This is a genomic window from Streptococcus infantis (genome assembly GCF_047465525.1).
In the GTDB taxonomy this organism is placed as follows: Bacteria; Bacillota; Bacilli; order Lactobacillales; family Streptococcaceae; genus Streptococcus; species Streptococcus infantis_R.
The window spans coordinates 16,303-38,810 of the sequence record NZ_JASGZS010000022.1; the positions used below are offsets into that span (position 1 = coordinate 16,303).

Here is a 22,508-nt window from a genome sequence, read left to right on the forward strand (position 1 = left end):
TCCCGACCTCTTCTTGTTAATCTTTACGAGTTGAATGACGTTCTACCAAACCATGTGGCAAAAGAACTTCACGCTCTTCTAACTCTTCCTTATGCATAATCTTTGTCAACATACGCATACTAATAGCACCGAGGTCATACAAAGGTTGCGCAATGGTGGTTAGGTTTGGACGAGTGTAACGCGCGATTTGCGAATCATCACTGGTGATAATTTCAAAGTCTTCTGGTACAGAAACTCCCTTGTCAGCAAGTCCGTTCAACACACCTGCTGCCAGTTCATCTCCTGTTACAATCGCTGCTGTTGCTTTAGAAGAAATCAAACGTTCTGCCAAGGCATAGCCATCGTCATAACGGTATTTTGATTCGAAAACAAGACCTTCACTGTAGTTGATTCCCGCTTCTTTTAAGGCATCTTTGTAGCCAGCTAAGCGAATCTTGCCATTAATATCATCCACTAATGGTCCACTAACGAAGGCAATTTTTTTGTTTCGCTTCAAAAGATGACGGACTGCATCAACTGTAGCATGTTTATAGTCAATATTGACACTTGGAAGTTGGTGTTCTACGTCTACTGTTCCTGCAAGAACGACAGGTGTGCGTGAGCGTGAAAACTCTGAGCGAATCTTCTCAGTTAAATGATAACCCATGAAGATAACGCCATCCACCTGTTTAGAAAAGAGAGTATTGACCACAGATACTTCCTTTTCATCATCCTCATCACTATTGGCAAGGACGATGTTGTATTTGTACATCTCCGCGATATCGTCAATCCCTTTAGCAAGGGCAGAGAAATAAGTATTTGTGATATCTGGAATGACGACTCCAACTGTTGTCGTTTTCTTGCTTGCTAGACCACGTGCTACTGCATTAGGACGATAATCTAGACGTTCAATAACCTCTAAGACTTTCTTTCGAGTATTTTCTTTAACATTTTTATTGCCATTGACAACACGGCTGACAGTCGCCATTGACACTCCCGCTTCTCGGGCAACGTCATAAATTGTTACTGTATCATCTGTGTTCATTCCGTTTCCTTTCTACTTTGAAAATTTTGTTTTCATGATTCCACTGTTCTCATTTTACCACTAATTGTAAGCATTTTCAAGCGTTTGATGAAGATTCGTTGAAAAAATTTCAAAATCATTCTCATATTTTTAAAGGTAGTTGACTTTTCTTGATTTTTCTAGCAGTTTGCAGTATGATAATAAAAAAATCAATTAGGAGATAGGGATGGCTTTTACAGATTCTCATAGACGATGTGCCAGTTTCGGTGTGGTGACCAATTTACCCGACGATGTTATCGATTCAATCTGGTTTATAATCGATCATTTTTTAAAGCATGTTTTTGAGCTAGAAGATGAATTGGAATTTCGACTTTTGAATCATGAAGGCTCCATCACTTTTCGTTTTTCTAGTCAACATCTACCAACTACGATTGACTTCGACTTCAATCATCCCTTTGACCCACTCTATCCACCTAAAGTTCTGGTCATGGATATGGATGGGAAGGAAACCATTCTCCTACCAGAAGAAAATGACCTATTTTAAAAACTCTAGTCTCCTCTATCTACTTAGGAAACTAGAGTTTTCTTATTTTTTCAATCCTTGGTACAAGTGCCGAATCGGTTGTTTCAGTGTTGGGTGGATAAAATGGGGGGCTATTTCTTGGAGTGATTCTAGGACAAAGAGACGCTCAGCTATATAAGGATGAGGCAAGATGAGGTCGTCTGTATAGATGACCTGGTTCTCTACAAAAAGCAAATCCAGGTCAATTAAGCGAGGTCCCCAATGAACCTCTCTGACCCGTCCCATCTCTGATTCAATCTCTAACAATGTTTCTAACAAGACTGGGGCAGGCAACCAGGTTTCCACTTCAATGACTTGATTAGCAAAGCTATCCTGCTCCACTCCACCCCAAGGCTCAGTCGTAATTACGCTAGACTCCTTGAGAACATGGATGCCACGAGCTCGCATTTTGTCAATCGCTTGCTGGAGATTAGCCGTCTTATCCCCCATATTGCTTCCTAAAGCGATAAAGGCACGCTGTTTGCGACGGTGGATGGTTACTGAACAGGTATCTAGTGGTAAATGGACAGGCGCCCAAGGTTTTTTTAGTTCCAGCTCAATCTCTTGAACGAGAGGGTAGGTTTCAAAAGTACGCTCTACTAGTTTGTAGGCTACTGTTTCAATCAAATCCTCACTCGTTTCCTGAAACCATGTCATCCATTGCTGGCAAAGTTCTCCGTAATGGACAGAAGCAGTTAAATCCAAGTCTGTCGCAGCCTTGGTCATATCATAGGATAGGGTGGCTGAAACGACAAACTTCTGCCCCAGTTCCTTCTCACTAGGAAAGAGGCCATGAAAGGCGAAAATTTCTAGGTCTTTAATTCGCAGTTGATCCATAACTAGTCCTTTCTAGAAAAATCTGCTTAAAGCGGATTCTTTTTATAGTCCCATCAGACGATAAGCCTGATCCCGAAGATCCTTATCTGTCTCAAATAGACCACGAGCTACTGTAGTCAAGGTCGCAGTTCCTGGTTTTCGAACACCACGCATACTCATACACATATGCTCTGCTTCGATGACAACAAAAGCTCCCTTAGCACCCAAATACTCCATCAAGGCATCGGCCACCTCAATATTCAAACGCTCTTGAATCTGTGGCTTTTTAGAGTAAACTTCCACCGTACGAGCTAACTTTGATAAACCTGCTACACGCCCATCTGGGATATAGGCAATGTGAGCTCGACCATAAAATGGTAAAAAGTGGTGTTCACACATGGTATGGAAAAAGATATCCTTTTCCACTACCATATTGTCATCAATAATCTCAAAGGATTTTGACAGGTGCTCTTCAGCAGTTTGCCCAAGACCTGAAAAAATCTCTTGGTACATACGAGCAACACGGGCTGGTGTTTCCTGCAAGCCTTCGCGATTTGCATCCTCACCAACTGCCTCGATAATCATTTTTACAGCTTCTTCAATCTTTTGTGTATCCATTCTAATTTTTCCTCTCCATTAGGTAGGTTCTCACTTGGGCTAAAAAGTATAATGAGCCCGTGATAATCCTAACTATTTTTTTCTCTTCATTTTCTGATAATTTTTTGTCTAGAAATTCCTGCCAACTTTGGTAGTTGAGATTTCTAGAATCAGCCATCTCTTTCAAGACTTTTTCATCCGTCGCCCGACTATCCTCAAAATGAGTTAGTGTAATCTTAGTATTGGACAAAGTTTCTAGCAAGTCCAACATATCCTCCAAGGCCTTGGTTTTGATACAAGTAAAGAGGATTTCCTTCTGATAGTCCGTAAATCGTTCTTCCAAGGTAGCCAACAAGGCCTTGATGGCATGGGGATTGTGGGCCCCATCCAAGATCATCAAGGGGTCTCTCGACACAACTTCCAAACGACCAGGCCAGCTTGTTTCTTCTAAAGCTTGAGCCACTAAAGCATTATCTGGTAATTTTTGACCAGTCTCTTTGCAATAGCTATCTAACAAGGCCAGCGACATCCCTGCATTCTCTATCTGGTGCAAACCAAGCAATCCTGTTTGGAAACGACCTTGTCTGACTGAGCTTGAATAATCAAAGATTTCGCCCGTCTCCACACTCTCTTGATGGCTAACTTGATAATCTTCCCCATAAGCAAGCCTAGAAGCTTGTTTCGCTTTCGCAATCTGGTCGATAACCGACAGGGCTTCTGGGACAATGTGTCCTGTCACTAGAGGAACTCCTTGCTTGATAATCCCTGCTTTCTGCTCTGCGATGGCTTCCAAGCTATCTCCTAAAAGCGCTACATGATCCAACCCAATGGTAGTGATGCCTGTTAGGATGGGTTGACAGACATTGGTACTATCCAAAAGTCCGCCCATACCAACTTCCATAATAGCCACATCGACTTGCTCAGATGCAAAATAGTCATAGGCTATGGCAGTGATAATCTCGAATTCTGTCGTTCCTTGCAAGGCATGAGCATGTTCCCCTTCAAGTAGTAAACGATAATCCGCCATCAAGGACTCTAATCTTGCTTCTGGGATAGATTCCCCATTAATGGCAATCTGGTCGGTATAATGAATCAGATAGGGTGAGCTAAAGACTCCAACTCTTAGCCCCATCTTTTCCAGCATATTTTTCAAAAAGGCTATAGTAGAGCCCTTGCCATTGGTTCCTCCGATATGGATAACCTTAAGCTTAAGATGGGGATTGCCTCGTAAAGCTAAAAGCTCTACCATTCTTTCCAAACCAAAGTGTGGTTGGTCTGTCCGGTAGTGGGCAATCCACTGATTCGTTTCGTTTTTATTCATCTTACTTATATTGTTTCAAATCTAAATTTTCCGCATGGTCTGCCAGACGGATAGCAGACGCAATTTCGACTGCCATCTTGTGGCTGGCTACATCGTGCACGCGCACCACTTCCACACCTTGTCTAGTAGCGATACTAGTCACATAAGCCGAAGCCGTATCACGATTTCGGAAGCCTTCTTCAGTATCAGGATTGACTTCAAATCCATTTTCTTCAAGAATATTGATGACAAAGCGCTTGCGAGAGACTCCTAAAAAGATAGGATAGCCCATCTCGTGAAGCTTATCAAGGTCACGTAGGAGGATGAGATTTTCTTTCTTTGTCAAACCAAAGCCAATCCCTGGATCCAGCATGATGTTTTCTTTCGAAATCCCTGCTTTTTCCGCTCTTACTAGAGCACGATCAAAGAAAGCTGTCATCAATTCTTCTACTGGTAGTTGTTCAAAGTCTGCTAAGTCTTCCTTTGTAAAAGGCTCTCCAAATCCAAAATGAGGAAATATGAGTGAACTAGGGTGCTGAGGGCGTGCCATGACTGGATTAAACATGATGACTACCTGAGCTCCAGCCTTAGCAACCACCTCTGCCATCTTCTCATCACCCATGAGGCCTGTAATGTCATTGACTATATTGGCACCAGCATTTAAAGCTGCTTCTGCCACTTGACTCTTCCAAGTATCGACCGAAATCAGAACATCACTTTCTTGACGAATAGCCTGAATGACTGGAACCACACGCTGGATTTCCTCTTCAATCTCAACATAGCTACTTCCAGGTCGAGTAGATTCTCCACCGATATCTAAGATAGTGGCACCTTCAGCTATCAATTTTCGAGCCTGTTTTAAGGCTTCTTCAATAGCAAAAAATTGGCCCCCGTCAGAAAAAGAATCTGGGGTGACATTGATAATACCGCAAATAGCTGTTTTTGTAAGATTCTCTCTTTTTTCCACGTTCATCACTCAAATTTCATTTAGATTGGTATCTCTCTATTTTACTGTTTTTTTTGGATTCTGTCCAATTATCCCTAAGTACTCTTTAACTTTAAAAGAGCGCAAAAAAGGAGAACCTGAGTCCTCCTTTTTCTATATTCTTATTTTTCAGTCAATGCTGCAAGTCCTGGAAGAACTTTACCTTCGAGAAGTTCCATTGAAGCTCCACCACCAGTAGAGATCCATGAGAACTTGTCTGCACGTCCAAGGTTGATAGCTGCGGCAGCTGAGTCACCACCACCGATGATTGATTTAACGCCTGGTTGTTTAACGATAGCGTCCATGACACCGATTGTACCAGCTTGGAAGTCAGGGTTTTCAAATACACCCATTGGTCCATTCCATACAACTGTTTTAGCACCAGTCAAAGCTTCGTCAAATTTAGCGATAGATTTTGGACCGATATCCAAACCAAGGAATCCTGGGTCTACTGCTTCACCTTCAGTGTCTTTCACTTCAGTGTAGTCAGCAAATGCATTAGCTTCTTTTGAGTCAACTGGCAAGATCAATTTGCCGTTTGCTTTTTCAAGAAGAGCTTTCGCAACATCCAATTTGTCTTCTTCTACAAGTGAGTTACCGATTTCGATACCTTGTGCTTTGTAGAATGTGTAAGTCATACCACCACCGATAAGAACTTTATCAGCTTTTTCAAGCAAGTTTTCGATAACACCGATCTTATCTGAAACTTTTGAACCACCAAGGATAGCCACGAATGGACGTTCTGGAGCTTCAACAGCTTCTTGGATGTATGCAATTTCGTTTTCAAGAAGGAATCCAGCAACTGCTTTTTCAACGTTTGCTGAGATACCAACGTTAGATGCGTGTGCACGGTGAGCTGTACCGAATGCATCGTTTACGAAGATACCATCTCCAAGTGATGCCCAGTATTTACCAAGTTCAGGATCGTTTTTAGATTCTTTCTTACCGTCAACATCTTCGTAACGAGTGTTTTCAACCAAAAGAACTTGTCCATCTTCAAGAGCGTTGATAGCTGCTTCCAATTCAGCACCACGAGTAACACCTGGAAGGAATGTAACTTCTTGACCCAATTTAGCAGCCAAGTCAGCAGCAACAGGAGCAAGTGATTTACCAGCTTTGTCTGCTTCTTCTTTTACACGTCCAAGGTGAGAGAAGAGGATTGCGCGTCCACCTTGTTCAAGGATGTACTTGATAGTTGGAAGAGCTGCAGTGATACGGTTGTCGTTAGTAATCACGCCATCTTTTACAGGAACGTTGAAGTCAACACGAACGAGAACTTTTTTCCCTTTCAACTCAACGTCTTTAACAGTCAATTTTGCCATTTGGAAAGACTCCTTAATTTTTTTTACGTGTTAATTATATCACAAAATCAATAAAAGAGATAGCAAAACCTTAAACTTTTCCAGTTCTTTATTGCCCTTTATTTCTTATTATTTTATAATAAAAAATAAGATAAGGAGCGCTAAATGATGAAAAACACTCTAACAGATAAGCAAAAAGAGGCAGATTCAGACCTCAATATCATTGCCATTTTGACAATTCTTTCGTTTATAGGATACATCCTTTTCCAAAAACAAATACTTGATTTCTCTCACCAAACAGAGTTTCCCGTCTGGATTCGTCTTCTTTTTCTCGCAACTCTCCAGTTTTGTGTTGCTGGATTGGGGACGAGCATGGTAATGATTCGAAGAAAAGAAAGCTGGAAACAATATGGTTTGCTAGCTAAACATCTCCTCCCAACCATTATTCAGACCGCTACTATCTGTCTCCCCTTACTTCTTTTTCTCATCAGTAGAGGGCAGATTCATTCCTATCTCCCTTTTCAATCCATCCTCTTAACCAGAGAAGTTCTGGCAAGTTCTTTTCCGACAAATATCTTGGGGTTCCTCCTTATTGGACTTATCTGGGGATTCTGGGAAGGTTTTAATTATGTTGTCATTGCAAACAAAATTAACTGTCGCTTTCCATCACATCAGACTTGGCTTGATTACGGAGCCTTGACTTGTGCTCTTATCTGTCTGATGATTCATGGGATGATTAGCTTTCATCTCCATGCCATTTTAGAGGCTTTGTCTGTTTTTATCTTGATTTATGGTATGCTCGTCATTCAAAAGAGAACAGGCAACGCTTGGGGTTGTATTTTTATCTTCCTATTCATTTGGAACGCATTTTAACCCCCAAACAAGATTTTCACTTTTTAAACTCAAAAAAAGATTTGACTCTATTATGAATCAAATCTTTCTTTTTATTTCTAAGAAGTTACATTAAGCAAAGTTATTAACTTACTCTTCTTTTTTCTTTTGAGCTAGCAAGCCAAAACCACTTAAAACTCCAGCTAGGCCAAGAACTACTAGATTTGCATCTACCTCTGCAGCTGTGTTTGGAAGTTGTTTTCCTTCAGTTTTTTCAACTTGTGCTTCTGTTTTTGCTGGTTCTTGCTTCGCTGCTTGGCTTGCTTGAACTGGCGAAACGGATGTTTCAGTCTTAGGTTCTGTTTTTCTAGTTTCCTTCTTAGTATCTTGAGTCGCTGGAGCAGGTGTAACTGGTCTGTCACCTGGTACTTTAACTATTTTTGTACCGACTTCAACAATCTCAGTTACGGCTTCCTTGAGAACTTCCGTTCCCTTAAGACTGCGATGTCCTTCAGAATCAATCTCTACAAGGTTTCTACGAAGGCCTGCAACTCCTACTTGAACCAAGCGTCGTTCTCCTAATGGGAGGCTAGGATTTACTCTTTCTTCATGTCCAAATGCAAGAACTTCTTCTTCCACAACCAAGCTTGGTTTCTTAACTTCTAAGACTTTTGGACCGTCTAGCGGTTGAACACGGCTTTCTACCTTAGTACCAACTTCAGTGATTTCTGCAACTGCTTCCTTGACTACTTCTGTTTTAAGAAGAGTACGGTTACCTTTGGCATCTACTTCAATCAGACGACGAGTCTGCCCTTCTACACCTACCTGAACAATACGACGTTCACCCAATAAGAGGTCTCCTGCTGGACGTTCTTGGCGTTCGAAGGTTTGAGTTTCTGTTTCAATCACTAACTCAGGTAGCGCTTCAACTGTTGGCGCAGTTTCACCTTCTTCTAAGCTACCCACATGATGACTTTCTTCTGCAGAAGCTAGTTTCTTATTCAGCTTTTCTTTCATGTCCGCAAAGGCTTCTGGAGTTGGTGTTTGTGAAGATAATAAAGCTTCAGCTTGCGCAATCAACTCAGATTTAGGATCTTTTTCAAGGACAGATTCGAGCAAGCTTTCCAATTCTTCTCTAGCAGTTTGATAACGTTGATTGCCATCCAATTCAGTACCAGCTTGTTTCAAGTCATTCAAGGCCTGGTTGACTGCTTCTTGACTAGCATCATGATTTTCTAAGATAGCTTTCGCTGCGTCAAGCTTCTCAGCAAGAGCTGCTTGTTTTGCTGCATCAGCAAATGTATAAGCTATTGTTTCTTTGCGTCCTTGAGCAGATGTGATTTCTTGTTTCAGATATTCGTCGTTTATGGCTGCCTTAGGTGATACTAGAACATCAAAGTCGACAGTTTGTCCTTGATAGTGCAACTGAAGTTTTTGACGGCCTGTTTTTTGAGAATCATAGCCTGTAATTTCGACTCCTTGGTCTGTAAAGCTATGTTCAGTCTCCGTCTCATCATCATACAATACCTTGAAACGTCCTTCTGATAAGTCTAGAGCATCGCCTACCAAGTAATCAATTTTCGGTTGCTTGCTAATATACACGGCTGCGACTTCTTTTGGACCAGTTTCTTCACCAGTGACTTGAACCTTAAAGCTACCTGCAACTGGAAGACCAAGATAGGTTACTGTTAACTCTTGTTCGCCATGATGGTGAGCATCGTAGCCGTTGACTACAACACCAGCATGACTAAGGTTGATGACTTCATCTGCTTCTTCACCTTCGTATTTGACACGGAGAAGACCACCTTTAAGATTCAATTCCTCACCAACTTGATAAGTTGCCTTTTTAGGTGCTACTTCTAGACTGACAGCCTTAACCTTTCTTTCATCCTGAGGAATCGTCACAGCAAGAGTATTACTGATTTCTTTCCCTGGCAATTGTGTTCGGTAGTAAAGAAGACTTGGACGTTTTTCAAAGCTCAATGGTTCTGTCGCCAAATCCCCTCCAACTGCTGTATTTAAGGTAGCGATTGGAGTTTGTGAATCTGCCTTGTCATAGACTGTGATGGTTGCCCCAGCAGGAACTTCTGAGAAGCCGAGCTGAACCTTATTGTCTGTTAGAACACGCGCTGCAACTTTACTCATTGGAATGTTTTGGCTCTCCGTATCAAGAGTTTCATACATCTTCCAGTTGTAGATACGAATGGCTTTCCACGGTGTTCCATTGTCAGACGTGATGACGTTCAAGCGCCAGTCTTGCGCAGTGATTGGGCTATCAAGGGTGATATCCGAAACATGGGCTTTATTGCCACGAACAGCCTTAGCTAGTTTCCATTCGCCTGCTTCATCTTTGTAGTAAAGGTCAAAATCTTTGGTGTTCATCAAGCCATCATTAACAGACTCTCCACCAGCTCCTGCGTGGTCCATAACCCATCTAACAACACGGCGTGGTTGTGTCAAACGGATATCAACGCTACCACTCAATTGAGCAGAAGACCATTTGTCAGATAGACTGGTGATGGTCCCATTCAACATACCTTCGATACCTTCTCCGCCTTCTGTATCTGGGAAGGTACTTCCGATAACAGTAGCCCCTGGAACGATATTTTCTGCAAGAGGTCTTGGAAGGCTGGTATCTTGGACAGTCATTCCCCACTCGAGGTTTGTAGTTGCTGCTTCAGAGCGAAGTCCGTTCTTACCGACTGCGACAACCTTCAACTCTTGACTAGTACCAGTTGCACTAGCTGAACGACTAACTTTTGGTAGGTAAATAGTAGTTGCTGATGATCCTGTCAATAGACGCCAAGCATCGCCATCCTTTTCATAAACTTCATAGAAATCAGCGTCTTTATTACCTGTAAATTGAACAATAGCTTCCGCTTCTTGGGCATTTTTGAGAGATTGCTTGGCTACTTTAAGAGCTGTTGGTGCTTGAGGAGCCTCTTGATTATCTGTCACAGTCAACTCACCCAAGTTAAATTGATAACCCTTAAGAGCAGCAGTATTTTCGAAAGTAAGTTTGATACCGTAAATGGTCTGACCTGCCAAGGCACTCAAGTCAAATTCGTCTTTTGTCCAGTCGTCAGATAGAGTCAGTTCTTTACGAGCATTCTCACCACCATAAGTATAGTTTTTCTGAGTCGCAAACTCTACATAAACCTTGCTTCCCTTACCACCCTTATGGGCAACCCGAAGTTTTGTTTTATCCGTTACTTCCAGTTTGGTAGAGTAAAGACGAACGTCTTGGTTGGTATTTTCGGCTAAATCACCCGCAAATTTAAGTGAGTTACCACCATTGTAGGCATCTGCAAAGTCATAATCAGCTTGGAGTTTAGCAGCTGAAGATGTTTGCCACCAACGCCATGTAGGCAAGATACCTGATACAGAACGATAGTTCCATTCAGAATCCTTGGAAACTTTACCGTCCACAAACCATTTTTTGCCATGTCCTGTGTTAAAGGATGTTGTAAAGCTACGGCCTACTGCTGGTGTGCGATCAGCTACGAGGTTGGCAATCCCGTACCAGTCCTTGTCATCTGGTTTTTGACCAGTTGGATCTCCTTGGTAACCTGTGAAGAAGATATTTTCATTCTTATGATAGTCTTCTCCTGTCTTACCAAGACTAGTGATAGTATCAGGTGCAAAGAGTCCAAGCGACAAGCGGAGCTTGCCTTTTTCATCAAAAAGGGCATCCCATTTCACTTTTGTCTTGTAGGAACCACCTTGTTGCAATTCCAAACCTGCAAAGACATCGTACTGACTACGACCTAGCCATTGTGCCATCGTTACAGAGTAATCATTTTTCTCTTTAGTCCAGTTAAAATTTGCAAAGAAGTGATCTGCAGGTACTTTATCGCCTTCTTTTTCCATGAATTGATAGTTGTACTCACCAAGTCCATCCTCATGGTAACGGCCATATTCATAAGTCATGGCATCATACCAAGAATACTTAACAGGATGGTTAACTTGAGCTGCATATTCCTTGGTGTAAAGCATGAAGTCACGCATTTTCTTACCAAGAGGCGTTACGATATCTCCTGTTGTTTCTTGGTTGATAAAATAGCCGTCAAAGCCATAGTATTTAGCCAAATCAACCAATTTACGAGCGATAGGGAAAGTACCGTCTTCATCTTGTTGAAGGGCTGCAGCAAATTTTTCTTGGTCTGCAATACTATTAGACCAGTTGAAGAAGAGTGTACCCAATACAGGGACACCATTACGGTGACCAGCATCAATCACGTCCGGAGTTGGAACGAGCCCTTCCCAGAAGACCATTGAATTCAAGTATTGCCAGTAGTCAAAAGCATAGGCTTTAAATTCTTCACCACCTACAGAAGCGTGGTCTTTAGCCTTAGAGTTGGTATTGGCAAGAGCTTCAACCTTGGCGTCCTTATTGGCTTTTTCATTGACAACATGTCCACGATAGCGCTTGGCTAGTTCTACTGAAGAGCGGTTAATAGCGTCGTCTTCACGGGCACCCGGTTCCCATTTCAACAAATCTTCCCAAGTGTCAAACTTAATTTCTTTTGGTCGAAGACTTTTTTCTTCTTTCTTAGGAACATCTGAGACAGTTGCTTTCTCTTCAGCCTTATTTTCTGTAGCCACAGGTGCTTCTTCAGCCTTATTTTCTGTAGCCACAGGTGCTTCTTCAGCCTTATTTTCTGTAGCTACAGGTGCCTCTTCAGCCTTAGGCGCTTCAGCAACCGGACTAGCTACTTCCTTATCAGCTGCAGTCAATTGGTCCAAGGTTGGTTTTTCTTCTGAAATAGGTTGCTCACTAACCTTGTTTTCTGTCTCTTCCAACTGCTTTAATACCTCAGGTGAAGCTGTAGTTGGTTGCTCTGATGTGGTTGGCGATGCTTGCTCTGTAGCCACGGCAGTAGTCGTTGTTTCATTCGCTGGGATTGCAACTTCTTCTGCTAGAGCTTGGTTGGCAAATAAAACCGAACCAATCATCAAAGAGCAGGCACCAACTGATAATTTTCGAATACTATAGCGGCAACGTTTCTCAAAAAATGGATTCTTCATTTTTTCTCCTTTCACTTCCAAAAGTAAGCGCTTTATTTTTATTTAAAAAAAGTAACTGCCCTTAAAATAGCAGAACTGTTCATTTTCATTTTACGATATTTATAAGTAGAGTCAACAGTCATCCTAAAATATCTATAAAGGGGTGAATAAATGATATAAATTAGACAATCAACCGCCTTTTTTCTACATTTAAATGATATTTTTCTAAAAAAACTGTATTTACTACTTGTTAGATTGCTTAGAATCCTTTAAAATAGAATGGGAGAAATTCCGCGATTAGTTTTCGGAGGAAAAAGAAAATGTCCATTAATTGGCAGGAAATTGCATTTCACTTTTTAGGTGGTCTGGGACTATTTTTGTATAGTATCAAGACCATGGGAGACGGTTTGCAACAAGCAGCTGGAGATCGTCTTCGATATTACATTGACAAGTACACAAGTAATCCCTTCTTAGGAGTCTTAGTGGGGATTGTCGTCACTGCCCTGATCCAGTCAAGTACAGGTGTAACGGTTATTACGGTTGGACTGGTCAGTGCTAGTCTCCTCACCCTTAGACAGGCTATAGGGATTATCATGGGAGCCAATATCGGGACGACCGTAACGTCATTTATCATCGGTTTCAAACTTGGTGAATATGCCCTACCCTTGATTTTCCTTGGAACCATGTTCTTATTCTTTACAAAGAATCGAACTGCAAATAATATTGGACGTATTCTTTTTGGTGTAGGTGGTATCTTCTACGCCCTCAACCTCATTAGTGCTGGGATGAGCCCTCTTAAAGACTTGCCTCAGTTCAAGGAATACATGGTTACCTTAGGGCAAAATCCTATCTTGGGAGTTGTGGCTGGTGCGGTTATTACCGTTCTGATTCAGGCATCTTCTGCAACTATCGGGATTCTACAAGGTCTCTATGCAGGTGGCTTCCTCGACCTCAAAGGGGCACTACCAGTCCTATTCGGAGATAATATCGGTACAACCTTAACCGTTATTATCGCAGCAGCAGGAGCAAACATCTCTGCTAAACGGGTTGCAGCAACACACGTTACTTTTAACGTTTTAGGAACCATCCTCTGCTTGATCTTGTTAGGCCCATTCACTTCGATGATCGAGTACTTCCAGGCACTACTTCACCTCTCACCTGAGATGACGATTGCCTTCTCACACGGTGCCTTCAACGTAAGTAATACCATTGTACAATTCCCATTCATCGGTGCTCTGGCTTATTTTGTTACTAAGCTAATCCCTGGTGAAGACGAAGTTGTTAAATACGAACCTCTTTACTTGGATGAACAACTCATCAAGCAAGCTCCTTCTATCGCCCTAGGCAATGCCAAGAAAGAACTCTTGCACCTAGGAAACTATGCGGTTAAAGCATTTGACCTTTCTTATGACTACATCATCAATTCTGACGATAAAGTAGCTGAAAAAGGACACAAGACAGAAGAAGCTATCAATACAATCGATGAGAAATTAACACGTTACCTCATCAGCCTTTCTAGTGAAGCATTGAGTCAAAAAGAGAGTGAAGTCTTAACCAACATCCTTGACTCTTCTCGAGACTTGGAACGTATCGGTGACCACGCTGAAGCTTTGATTAATCTTAACGACTACTTGCAACGCAAGAATGTTCAATTCTCTAACTCAGCCCTAGAAGAGTTGGAAGATATTTACCGTCAAACAAGCGATTTCGTTAAAGATGCTCTTGAGAGTGTTGAAAACAATGACCTTGAAAAAGCTCAAGCTCTTATTGAACGCCATGAAGCCATCAACAAGATGGAACGTGTCCTTCGTAAGACTCACATCAAACGCCTCAACAACGGTGAATGTTCTACTCAAGCAGGTGTCAACTTTATCGACATCATTTCACACTATACTCGCGTGTCAGACCACGCTATGAACCTTGCTGAAAAAGTTTTGGCTGAACAAATTTAATACTCAATGAAAATCAAAGAGCAAACTAGGAAGCTAGCCGCAGGCTGTACTTGAGTACGGCAAGGTGAAGCTGACGTGGTTTGAATTTGATTTTCGAAGAGTATAAGATAAAAAAATGCTTTGATTCGAAAGAATCAAAGCATTTTAAATAGCTCTCCAATCATAAAGGAAGAGGCAGCTGCACCCTTGTACCTAGCTTCTTCCTTTTTGATATAGCGGGCCAGATTGACTAACTCTGGCGCAGGAGTCTTGGGATTCCTGAGAAGTTCAAGTGTGACTAGCCCTGAAAGTCGGACTGCAAGCAAGCGTTCATTGGTGCTGGGCAACTGCTTAGCAGTTTCTAGGAGTGCAGCCACTAAATCTTCACTCAAGTTTTGACGGGCATGATTGTAAAGGTCCCGTATCAAGGTTTCTAGGTTTGGTTCTTCCATACCCATCACCTCCATATTGATATTTAATAATTTTTGATCAAATCTACAGTAGAGCGATTCAATTTTTTAACCAAGGCTTGTAGGAAAGCTTGAGCTTCTAAGAAGTCATCCATAGCATAAAGTGTTTGGTGAGAGTGGATATAACGAGCGCAGACACCGATTGTTGTAGATGGAACACCACCATTTTTCAAATGAGCTGCTCCTGCATCTGTACCACCTTTTCCACAATAGTATTGGTATTTAATTCCAGCTTCTTCAGCAGTTGTCAAAAGGAAATCTTTCATGCCTGGGAGGAGCAAGTGGCCTGGATCGTAGAAACGAATCAAGGTTCCATCACCAATCTTCCCTTGACCACCATAAACATCACCTGCTGGTGAGCAATCCACCGCAAGGAATACTTCTGGGTCAAATTTTGTTGTAGATGCATGGGCACCACGAAGTCCAACTTCTTCTTGGACGTTAGCCCCAAGGTAAAGTTCATTTCCTAGTTTTTGGCCTGACAAGTTTTCAGCCAACTCACTAACCATGAGCACACCGTAACGGTTATCCCATGCTTTTGAGATGATATTTTTTTCATTAGCAGTGAGGATTGCGCTACTATCTGGAACAATTGTATCTCCAGGACGGATACCAAAACTTTCAGCCTCAGCCTTATCCACAAAACCACCGTCAAAAACGATATCTGAAATAGCTGGCATAGTTGGTCCACCTGTGCCACGAGTCAAATGCGGAGGAACTGAGCCTGAAATTACCGGAATTTCACGTCCTTCACGTGTAAAGAGTTTAAAGCGTTGGCTGCTGACAACCATAGGGTTCCAACCACCAATGCTGACTACTCGGAAAGTCCCGTCTGGCTTGATTTCGCTAACCATGAAACCAACTTCATCCATGTGAGAGGCTACCAAGACACGAGGTGCATTTTCAACTTCTGAGTGCTTAATCCCAAAAATACCACCCAAGCCATCAGTCACAACTTCATCCACGTGAGGTGTTAATTTTTCACGAAGATAAGCTCGAACAGGTGCTTCATGACCTGAGATAGCGGAAAGTTCTGTTACTTCTTTGATTTTAGAAAATAATGTTGTCATTTCTATCCCTTCTTTCTTTCAACCATTTTACCACTTTTTATAGGAGAAAGGTAGTGGAAATCAACATTTTACCAAGTAACTTACTCTTATAACAATAAAAGAATCACAAATGTGATCCTTCTTCTCTTGTATTTCGCTTTAATGAAAAGTAGTCTGGGACGGGGTCCTTACCTGTTTTCGACCAGGGGTGGCAACGTAAAATCCGCACCAATCCCATCAAAATACCCTTAAAGCCATGTTTTTCAATAGCCTGAATCATGTAGTTTGAACAAGTCGGCTCAAAGCGACAAGAGGGTGGAAAGGCTGGTGAGATAAACCGTTGATAAAAGCGCACAGGCGCTATTAAAATTCGCTTCATTATTTCTTGGTTACAGCCATGGTGTGTAGTTGGCTGATTTCTTTTTTATTAAGACGACGGGATTCTCCTGGACGGAGTCCTGTCAAGTCTAGATGTCCAAAACGTGTCCGAGACAACTTATCTACTTGGAGACCAACAGCTTCAAACATCTTTTTAACCTGGTGGTTACGCCCTTCGTGGATAGTCAACTGTACCACAGAGCGGTTTTTGACTGGATCCACTTTGAGAATCTCATAGACAGCTGGCTTGGTTTTCTTGCCATCAATCTCAAGTCCACGGGTCAAGGGGCGGAGATTATCCTTATTGGCCACACCTTTAACACGCGCGACATAAACCTTGTCAATCTCATTACGAGGGTGAATCATCTCATCCGTAAAATCCCCATCATTGGTCAAAATCAAGACACCTGATGTATCCCAGTCCAAACGACCTACAGGGTAGATGCGCTCTTTCACGTTGGGCAAGAGGTCGACAACCGTCTTGCGCCCCTTGTCATCTGTCACACTGGAAATGACACCACGTGGTTTGTTAAGCAGATAATAGACCTTTTCTTCGTTGTAGATTGGTTGACCTTCAACTTCGACCTTGTCGCCTGACTTGATGGTGGTTGCTAGTTCACGCACCACTTGGCCATTGACCGTCACCAAGCCTTGCTTAATCAGCTCTTCTGCTTTTCTCCTACTGGCCACACCTGCGTGGGCAATATACTTATTGATTCTCATCTTCTTCTATCCTTTCACCAAATAATTGGCTTTCTTGGGCTTGAATCTCAAGCTCATCAATCACGGGCAATTCTTCCAAATGATTAATACCCATGTAATCCAGGAAATAATCCGTCGTCATATAGAGATTAGGGCGTCCAAGCACCTCTTTTTTCCCACCTTCTCGTATCAAGTCAAAGGCTTGCAACTTAGCTAGCGCTCCACTTGAATTAACCCCCCGAATAGCATCAATCTCGATCCGTGTGATGGGTTGCTTGTAGGCAATGATGGACAGGGTTTCAAGGGCAGCCCGAGACAGGCTCTGATTAATGGGTGCCTTAGAGTATTCTTTCAAAATGGCTGCAAATTGAGGCTTGGTTACCAATCTGTAGGCACCACCTGTCTCAATCAAGTCTAAACTGGAATCCTGGTCTTTTTCATACTTTTGGGCTAATTTTTCTAGACTCTGCTGAATCCCAGTCGGTGGCAAAGAAAGGAGCTCAGCCAACTGGCGAATCCTAATCCCCTCTTCACCCGCTACAAACAAGAGCGCTTCTATTTCTGCTAAAGTACTCATATTTCCTCTCTATCAAGCTCGACTCTGCTCTACTTGATTTTCCTCATTCTTTTTCAGGAGATAGATATCTCCAAAGCTCTCTTTTTGAATTAAGAGAATTTCTTGGGTTTTAATCAACTCCAAGGCCGCTAAAAAGAGCGTGATGACCTCTTGTAAATCCTTGGTTTCTTTAAACAAATCCTGCAAGCGCAATTGTTGACCTTCAACCAAGGCTTCTCGGACGATAACCATCATATCCTCAATCTTATACTCATCTCGCAAGATCGTTGTGTGACTTTGCGAGAATTCTTCCTTTTTCTTGGCAAGCAAGTTTGAAAAGGTTAAGAAAAGATCGATTGTGGTCTTATCATGAACAAGTTCAGCATCCTCATAAATCAGCTCTGTCGGTGCTTTTGAGTAATATTGAGCTCGTTCCTGATGCTTCACTTCCAACTGCTCTCCCAAAAGTTTAAACTTACGGTATTCTTCGATTTGAGAAAGGAGGTCCTGCTCCAGATCATCCTCTAAATCCGTCACTTCTGCAACCTTCGGCAAGAGCTTGCGGCTTTTGATCAGCATAAGTTGGCTAGCCATGACCATGTATTCACCTGCCACCTCTAAACGCATGGCTTGTAAGGTCGAGATATAAGCTAGATATTGCTCGATAACCTCTGTAATCGGCACATCATAGATATCCATCTGGTACTTTGAAACCAAGTGTAGGAGCAAGTCCAAAGGCCCTTCAAAATCTTTTAATTTAATATCCATTATCTATATTTTTCCAAGGTCATGACTGTCTTTAATCCTAATTTTTTAGCAATTTCGTACAAGTCAACCTTTTCTTCAATTTGTCTTAATATAAACTGTTCTCTCAATCCTTGGGCAGATAAGTCTGAAAAACCTTTTTCCTTTAGAAAGGCTTCTAACTGACGAAAGGCCCACTGACGAGAATAGGGCTTCCCAGCTTTTTCAAAGAGGTAGCTCTGTCCCATCAAAGGTTCTAACTCCGCAAGCAGGTTTGTGGGAAGGCTCAAGATTCTTTGTTGAGAAGCTTTATTGACTCTCAACACTTGAAAATCTAGATTCACATCACCTGTTTTTATGGCTAGAATTTCACTTGGTAAGAGGCCCAATTCAACTATCAATAAGGCCAGCAAGCGTCCCTCTGGATGGGCACTTTCTTGCCAGAAAGAACTGAGATCTAAAAGTTTTGACTGAACTTGCTTGTTCTCAGCCTGTTTCGGCAATTCTAAACGATAAAAGGTGTCAATTTTCCCCTTCTGGTATAAAAAGTAAAGAAATTGATTGCAAGCAGAAACCTTGCGCTTTTGGGCACTGATTTTAAACTGAGATAGTTGAGCTTGGTAGATTTTTAAACTTGTTTCAGAGATTCGTTCTCCTACAAGATCTAAAAACTGCTCCAAGTCATACTTATAGGATTGCTTAGAATTTACAGACAAACCTTGTTTTTCTTCTAAAAATGCTGAAATTCCTTCTCTCATTTGCTTCGAATCTCATATTCCTTACTAAAATCATGCAAGAGAGCATTGACAGCCTTAAGGATTGATTTCCGTGTGATAATGCCTTGGAAGATACCATCCTTGTCAACGACTGGTAGGAAAGACTCATCCACTAACTTATGTAAAACATCCGTCAGTGTATAGTCTGGACTGACAACTGCTACGTCCTTCTTGGTCATGTGTACGATATCCGTATCTGACATGGCTTCCTGACTCAAGCCCTGCTCCATCTGGTAGGCCAGAATGTCTCTAAGTCCAATGGTTCCGACAAATTCTTTCTCATCAGTCACTACTGGCACTCTGGTATAGGTCATCTGGCTAAGGAGGAGAATCGCATGATCTGCATTGTGAGTATCAATGAGTACAGCCAAATTTTCAGCAGGAGTTAAAAAGGTTTCCTCTTGCTCCAGTAAAAACTGTTCAAACTCTTTGGCAATCATCGAGCGAACTCCTTGGATAAGCCTGGATAGACCTCATGGTTCCGTGTCAAAAAGTCCACTTTAAAGTAGCTATCATCAATCTCTACACGGGCATAGAGACATTCTCTGATGGTTCCACGTGGCTGACTGATAGAACCAGGATTTAGGAAGAGAGTCTTCCCTTCCATCCAAGCATTTGGAACATGCAAGTGCCCATAAAGACAGATATCTGCATCTTCCTCTTGAGCCCAAAAATCAAGCTTTTGGAAATTGAAATTAATATCAAACAAATGTCCATGAGTCTGGATAATCTTGGTAGGACCCAGTTGAGTCACCAAACGTTCTGGATAGTCTGAATAAAAGTCCATGTTTCCTCTGACTACTTGGATTCCTTCCCAGAGGGGTGAGTCTGGGCGAAGTTCCGAGTCACCATCGTGAAAAATGGCATCAACTTTCCCCAGATAGCGGTCACGGATTTCCTCTACAATCAAGCTATCTCCATGGGAGTCGCTCATTACAATGATGGTTTGCTTTGCCATGATGGAAATACCTCCAAAAGTTTCTTAACGGCTAAGGCACGGTGGGATTGACTATTTTTTTCTTCGAGGGTTAATTCAGCTGATGATTTACCAGTTTCTCCTACTAGGAAAAGTGGATCATAACCAAAACCATTTTCACCCTTAGGTTCAAAGTTAATGTAACCTGGCCAGTCAGCTTCGACGACCAAGCTTTCTTTACCTGGGCTAGCAACGACCAAGGTTGTGTGAAATTGCGCTGAGCGGTCCTTGAGATCAAAGACCATGGCTAATTCGTGCAAGAGTTTAGCATTGTTTTCCTGATCAGTGGCTCCCACTCCTGCGAAGCGAGCTGACCAGACACCTGGTAGACCACCGAGGACATCGACTTTAAGACCAGAATCATCTGCTAGAACCATCTTTCCTGTTAATTTAGAAATGGTTTCAGCCTTAAGGCGAGCATTTTCTTCAAAGGTCATACCTGTTTCGGCCACTTCAGGTAGGTCTGGATAATCATTTAAATTTTCTACGTCATAGCCCAGTTTGTCAAAGATAGCTCGAAATTCCTTGGTTTTCCCCTCGTTACGAGTTGCAATCAACAAGGTTTCTCTGACTTTATTTGTCTCGAAAAAGTCTTGAACATTGACTCCTTCTTTAGGCAATTCTACATGCAGAAGTTGTCCATTTTCAACTAAGAGCAAGGCACCTTGACGTTGAATGACTTCCAAGTTTCGATTCGCTTCTTGGTTGAGGATATCTATCACAAAAGAGAGTAAGCGGTAGGCTGAACCATATCGTAAAACAGTGACTGAAAGTGGAAATCCTCGCTCCTCATCTCGAAAGATTTTGGCCAAATCAAATAGCGGAAACTCTAACTCATCATCCGTCAAAGTCCGAATTCCACCAAAAACACTGTAGGATCCAACATACCAGTCTTGGTCATCCTTGTATTCATAAATTTTGTTTGTCATAATGTTACATGCTCCACATGAATCTCTTTTTCCAGCCATTCTGCTCCTATCTGGGCAAAACTTTGGCTATTTGCAGTTGTGTAAAAACGGTGTTGAAGGGGCGCTGCATCTCGGCTACGGTTAATCTCAAAGTAATTGAGCAAGACTGAAATATCACGCACACACTCAGCGCCACTATCGATCAGCTGAACCTTAGGCCCCATGACATTTTGGATGATAGGTCTGAGGAGCGGATAATGAGTACAGCCTAAAATCAAGCTATCCACTTTTCCGACCAAGGGACGCAAGGTTTCATAAACAACTTTCTTGGTCACACTGGTCGATAGAGCACCTGACTCGACCAAGGGAGCAAACTTAGGGCAGGCCAAGCTTTCCACTTGTAAATCTGGGTCTAGATCATGAATCTTTTGCCGATAAATATCTGATTTTACCGTCATCGGGGTTCCAATCACACCGATCTTGCCACCCTGACTCGCTTTGATAGCTGCTGATGCACCAGGCAAAATCACACCCAACACCGGAATATCCAACTTAGCTTTAATCTCTTCCCAGACGACTGCCGTTGCTGTATTACAAGCAATGACAATCATCTTAACATCCTTGGTCAAAAGAAAGTTGACCAGTTGCCAAGTATATTCACGAATCTGCTCAGCAGGACGGGGACCATAAGGAGCCCGTGCCGAATCTCCAATATAGACGATTTCTTCATGGGGAAGCTGGCGCATGAGTTCACGTACAACCGTCAAACCTCCAACGCCCGAATCCAAAAAACCAATCGGTCGATTATCCATACAGTCTTCTTTCTAGTATTTTTTTCTGATTGATAGTTCATTATTATTCATTTCTTCCTGAAATTGCTGACAGACTGGGTAGCTCCCCACTGTCTCCCTCTTAATCATAATCAAATATCAATAGAATGCAAGGAAAAAGTCTTGTCTCTAAATATCAGTCAAACATAGTGAGAAGTCTGGAACTTTCATCCCAGACTTTTCCTATTTATTTCTTTTTATTGTTAGCAAGGGCTGCTTTTTGTTGGCGAATGATTTGGTGGTAAACTTGTTGTACTTTAGCTTCGCTTGGCTTTTGACCGTTTGCACTCAACAGAGTACGAACTGCTTCTGCGTTCAAACGTGGGTTATCCGCAAATTCTTTTTCGATTTGCTTGCGCACCAAGTACATACCTCCAAGAGCTCCTCCTAGAAAAGCCAAAAGAATCAATACAATTGCTAAAATAAGGTTCATAACATTTCTCCTGTTTCTTTTTGAATCTTCTATATTATACCATAAAGTCCCCCGCCTGACTAGTTTGAGTTACGCTTACATCCACTGTGACTTCCTAAGTAATTAGCAAATACTTCATGCTTAGTAAAACTTAGTAAAATAAGCCCATTTTCCTTGAAAGCCCTTGCAATAATTCCATTTATTTGTTATATTAAGATTATCTGAAAAAAATCACACATATTTCTGCAGAGCCCACTGAAAAAGTCATCCAATAGATGGCTTTTTTGTTATACTAGAGATGAGGTGAAATGATGCTTGATAATCAGTTAACTATGGATGTCAGTCCTTATTCTAGTTTGTATAATATCGTGGTT

General features: G+C 42.0%; 22 protein-coding genes. 3 read left to right on the forward strand and 19 right to left on the reverse strand.

Features of this window, described 5'->3' with window-relative positions; all coding sequences use genetic code 11:
- Positions 1–16: 16 nt before the first annotated feature.
- Positions 17–1,024, reverse strand: coding sequence for a catabolite control protein A (gene ccpA / locus QM374_RS08200; protein WP_248034848.1), 1,008 nt, complete (start codon positions 1,022–1,024; stop codon positions 17–19).
- 205 nt (positions 1,025–1,229) lie between these two features.
- On the opposite strand from ccpA, the gene QM374_RS08205 reads away from it, so the two are divergent.
- Entirely contained in the window at positions 1,230–1,547 is a 318-nt protein-coding gene (locus tag QM374_RS08205; protein WP_153224893.1) for a DUF960 domain-containing protein, read from the forward strand.
- A gap of 42 nt (positions 1,548–1,589) precedes the next feature.
- Here the strand turns inward: QM374_RS08205 and folK are convergent, their stop codons facing one another.
- The 5 genes from folK to QM374_RS08230 form a co-directional block, all read right to left on the reverse strand.
- Positions 1,590–2,402: a 2-amino-4-hydroxy-6-hydroxymethyldihydropteridine diphosphokinase gene (gene folK, locus QM374_RS08210; RefSeq protein WP_414311437.1), complete on the reverse strand. Its 813-nt coding sequence runs from the start codon at positions 2,400–2,402 to the stop codon at positions 1,590–1,592.
- Between the two features lie 42 nt (positions 2,403–2,444).
- A complete protein-coding gene (folE, locus tag QM374_RS08215; protein WP_000380927.1) occupies positions 2,445–2,999 on the reverse strand; it encodes a GTP cyclohydrolase I FolE in 555 nt (184 codons plus the stop codon).
- Between the two features lies 1 nt (position 3,000).
- On the reverse strand, positions 3,001–4,299 hold the full coding sequence (locus QM374_RS08220) for a bifunctional folylpolyglutamate synthase/dihydrofolate synthase (RefSeq protein WP_414311438.1): 1,299 nt from the start codon (positions 4,297–4,299) through the stop codon (positions 3,001–3,003).
- A 1-nt stretch (position 4,300) separates the two neighbouring features.
- Positions 4,301–5,251 (reverse strand): dihydropteroate synthase, encoded by a 951-nt coding sequence (gene folP / locus QM374_RS08225; RefSeq protein WP_414311439.1) that lies wholly within the window; start codon positions 5,249–5,251, stop codon positions 4,301–4,303.
- A 134-nt stretch (positions 5,252–5,385) separates the two neighbouring features.
- Entirely contained in the window at positions 5,386–6,585 is a 1,200-nt protein-coding gene (locus QM374_RS08230; RefSeq protein ID WP_301559548.1) for a phosphoglycerate kinase, read from the reverse strand.
- A 144-nt stretch (positions 6,586–6,729) separates the two neighbouring features.
- Here QM374_RS08230 and QM374_RS08235 point away from each other — a divergent pair, with 144 nt between their 5' ends.
- On the forward strand, positions 6,730–7,437 hold the full coding sequence (locus QM374_RS08235) for a hypothetical protein (protein WP_414311440.1): 708 nt from the start codon (positions 6,730–6,732) through the stop codon (positions 7,435–7,437).
- Positions 7,438–7,545: 108 nt separating this feature from the next.
- On the opposite strand, the gene QM374_RS08240 is transcribed toward QM374_RS08235, so the two are convergent.
- The gene (locus tag QM374_RS08240; RefSeq protein ID WP_414311441.1) at positions 7,546–12,423 is read right to left on the reverse strand and encodes an endo-beta-N-acetylglucosaminidase; all 4,878 of its coding nucleotides are present in this window, start codon (positions 12,421–12,423) and stop codon (positions 7,546–7,548) included.
- 299 nt (positions 12,424–12,722) lie between these two features.
- Between QM374_RS08240 and QM374_RS08245 the strand changes: the two genes are divergently transcribed.
- Positions 12,723–14,354, forward strand: coding sequence for a Na/Pi cotransporter family protein (locus QM374_RS08245; protein WP_414311442.1), 1,632 nt, complete (start codon positions 12,723–12,725; stop codon positions 14,352–14,354).
- Positions 14,355–14,488: 134 nt separating this feature from the next.
- Here the strand turns inward: QM374_RS08245 and QM374_RS08250 are convergent, their stop codons facing one another.
- From QM374_RS08250 to QM374_RS08305, 12 genes are all read right to left on the reverse strand, one after another.
- Positions 14,489–14,785 (reverse strand): bacteriocin immunity protein, encoded by a 297-nt coding sequence (locus tag QM374_RS08250; RefSeq protein WP_075228727.1) that lies wholly within the window; start codon positions 14,783–14,785, stop codon positions 14,489–14,491.
- Between the two features lie 23 nt (positions 14,786–14,808).
- Positions 14,809–15,873 (reverse strand): glutamyl aminopeptidase, encoded by a 1,065-nt coding sequence (pepA, locus tag QM374_RS08255; RefSeq protein WP_414311443.1) that lies wholly within the window; start codon positions 15,871–15,873, stop codon positions 14,809–14,811.
- Positions 15,874–15,976: 103 nt separating this feature from the next.
- Positions 15,977–16,231 (reverse strand): membrane protein insertion efficiency factor YidD, encoded by a 255-nt coding sequence (gene yidD / locus QM374_RS08260; protein WP_414311444.1) that lies wholly within the window; start codon positions 16,229–16,231, stop codon positions 15,977–15,979.
- Positions 16,231–16,953, reverse strand: a complete 723-nt coding sequence (locus tag QM374_RS08265; RefSeq protein ID WP_001222228.1) for a pseudouridine synthase — start codon at positions 16,951–16,953, stop codon at positions 16,231–16,233. The genes yidD and QM374_RS08265 overlap by 1 nt, the downstream gene beginning before the upstream one ends.
- Entirely contained in the window at positions 16,940–17,509 is a 570-nt protein-coding gene (gene scpB, locus QM374_RS08270; RefSeq protein ID WP_414311445.1) for an SMC-Scp complex subunit ScpB, read from the reverse strand. The genes QM374_RS08265 and scpB overlap by 14 nt, the downstream gene beginning before the upstream one ends.
- Before the next feature lie 12 nt (positions 17,510–17,521).
- Positions 17,522–18,256: a segregation/condensation protein A gene (locus QM374_RS08275; protein ID WP_414311446.1), complete on the reverse strand. Its 735-nt coding sequence runs from the start codon at positions 18,254–18,256 to the stop codon at positions 17,522–17,524.
- Complete coding sequence (xerD, locus tag QM374_RS08280) at positions 18,256–18,990, reverse strand: site-specific tyrosine recombinase XerD (RefSeq protein WP_414311447.1); 735 nt, start codon at positions 18,988–18,990, stop codon at positions 18,256–18,258. The genes QM374_RS08275 and xerD overlap by 1 nt, the downstream gene beginning before the upstream one ends.
- On the reverse strand, positions 18,987–19,448 hold the full coding sequence (gene cbpB, locus QM374_RS08285) for a cyclic-di-AMP-binding protein CbpB (RefSeq protein WP_414311448.1): 462 nt from the start codon (positions 19,446–19,448) through the stop codon (positions 18,987–18,989). The genes xerD and cbpB overlap by 4 nt, the downstream gene beginning before the upstream one ends.
- A complete protein-coding gene (locus tag QM374_RS08290; protein WP_004251713.1) occupies positions 19,445–19,966 on the reverse strand; it encodes a metallophosphoesterase in 522 nt (173 codons plus the stop codon). Before QM374_RS08290 ends, cbpB begins: the two co-directional genes overlap by 4 nt.
- A complete protein-coding gene (locus QM374_RS08295; protein WP_414311449.1) occupies positions 19,942–20,913 on the reverse strand; it encodes a nucleoside-triphosphate diphosphatase in 972 nt (323 codons plus the stop codon). The genes QM374_RS08290 and QM374_RS08295 overlap by 25 nt, the downstream gene beginning before the upstream one ends.
- Positions 20,910–21,704 (reverse strand): glutamate racemase, encoded by a 795-nt coding sequence (gene racE, locus QM374_RS08300; protein ID WP_049503242.1) that lies wholly within the window; start codon positions 21,702–21,704, stop codon positions 20,910–20,912. Before racE ends, QM374_RS08295 begins: the two co-directional genes overlap by 4 nt.
- A 205-nt stretch (positions 21,705–21,909) precedes the next feature.
- The gene (locus QM374_RS08305) at positions 21,910–22,155 is read right to left on the reverse strand and encodes a YneF family protein (RefSeq protein WP_001048970.1); all 246 of its coding nucleotides are present in this window, start codon (positions 22,153–22,155) and stop codon (positions 21,910–21,912) included.
- Positions 22,156–22,508 lie beyond the last annotated feature (353 nt).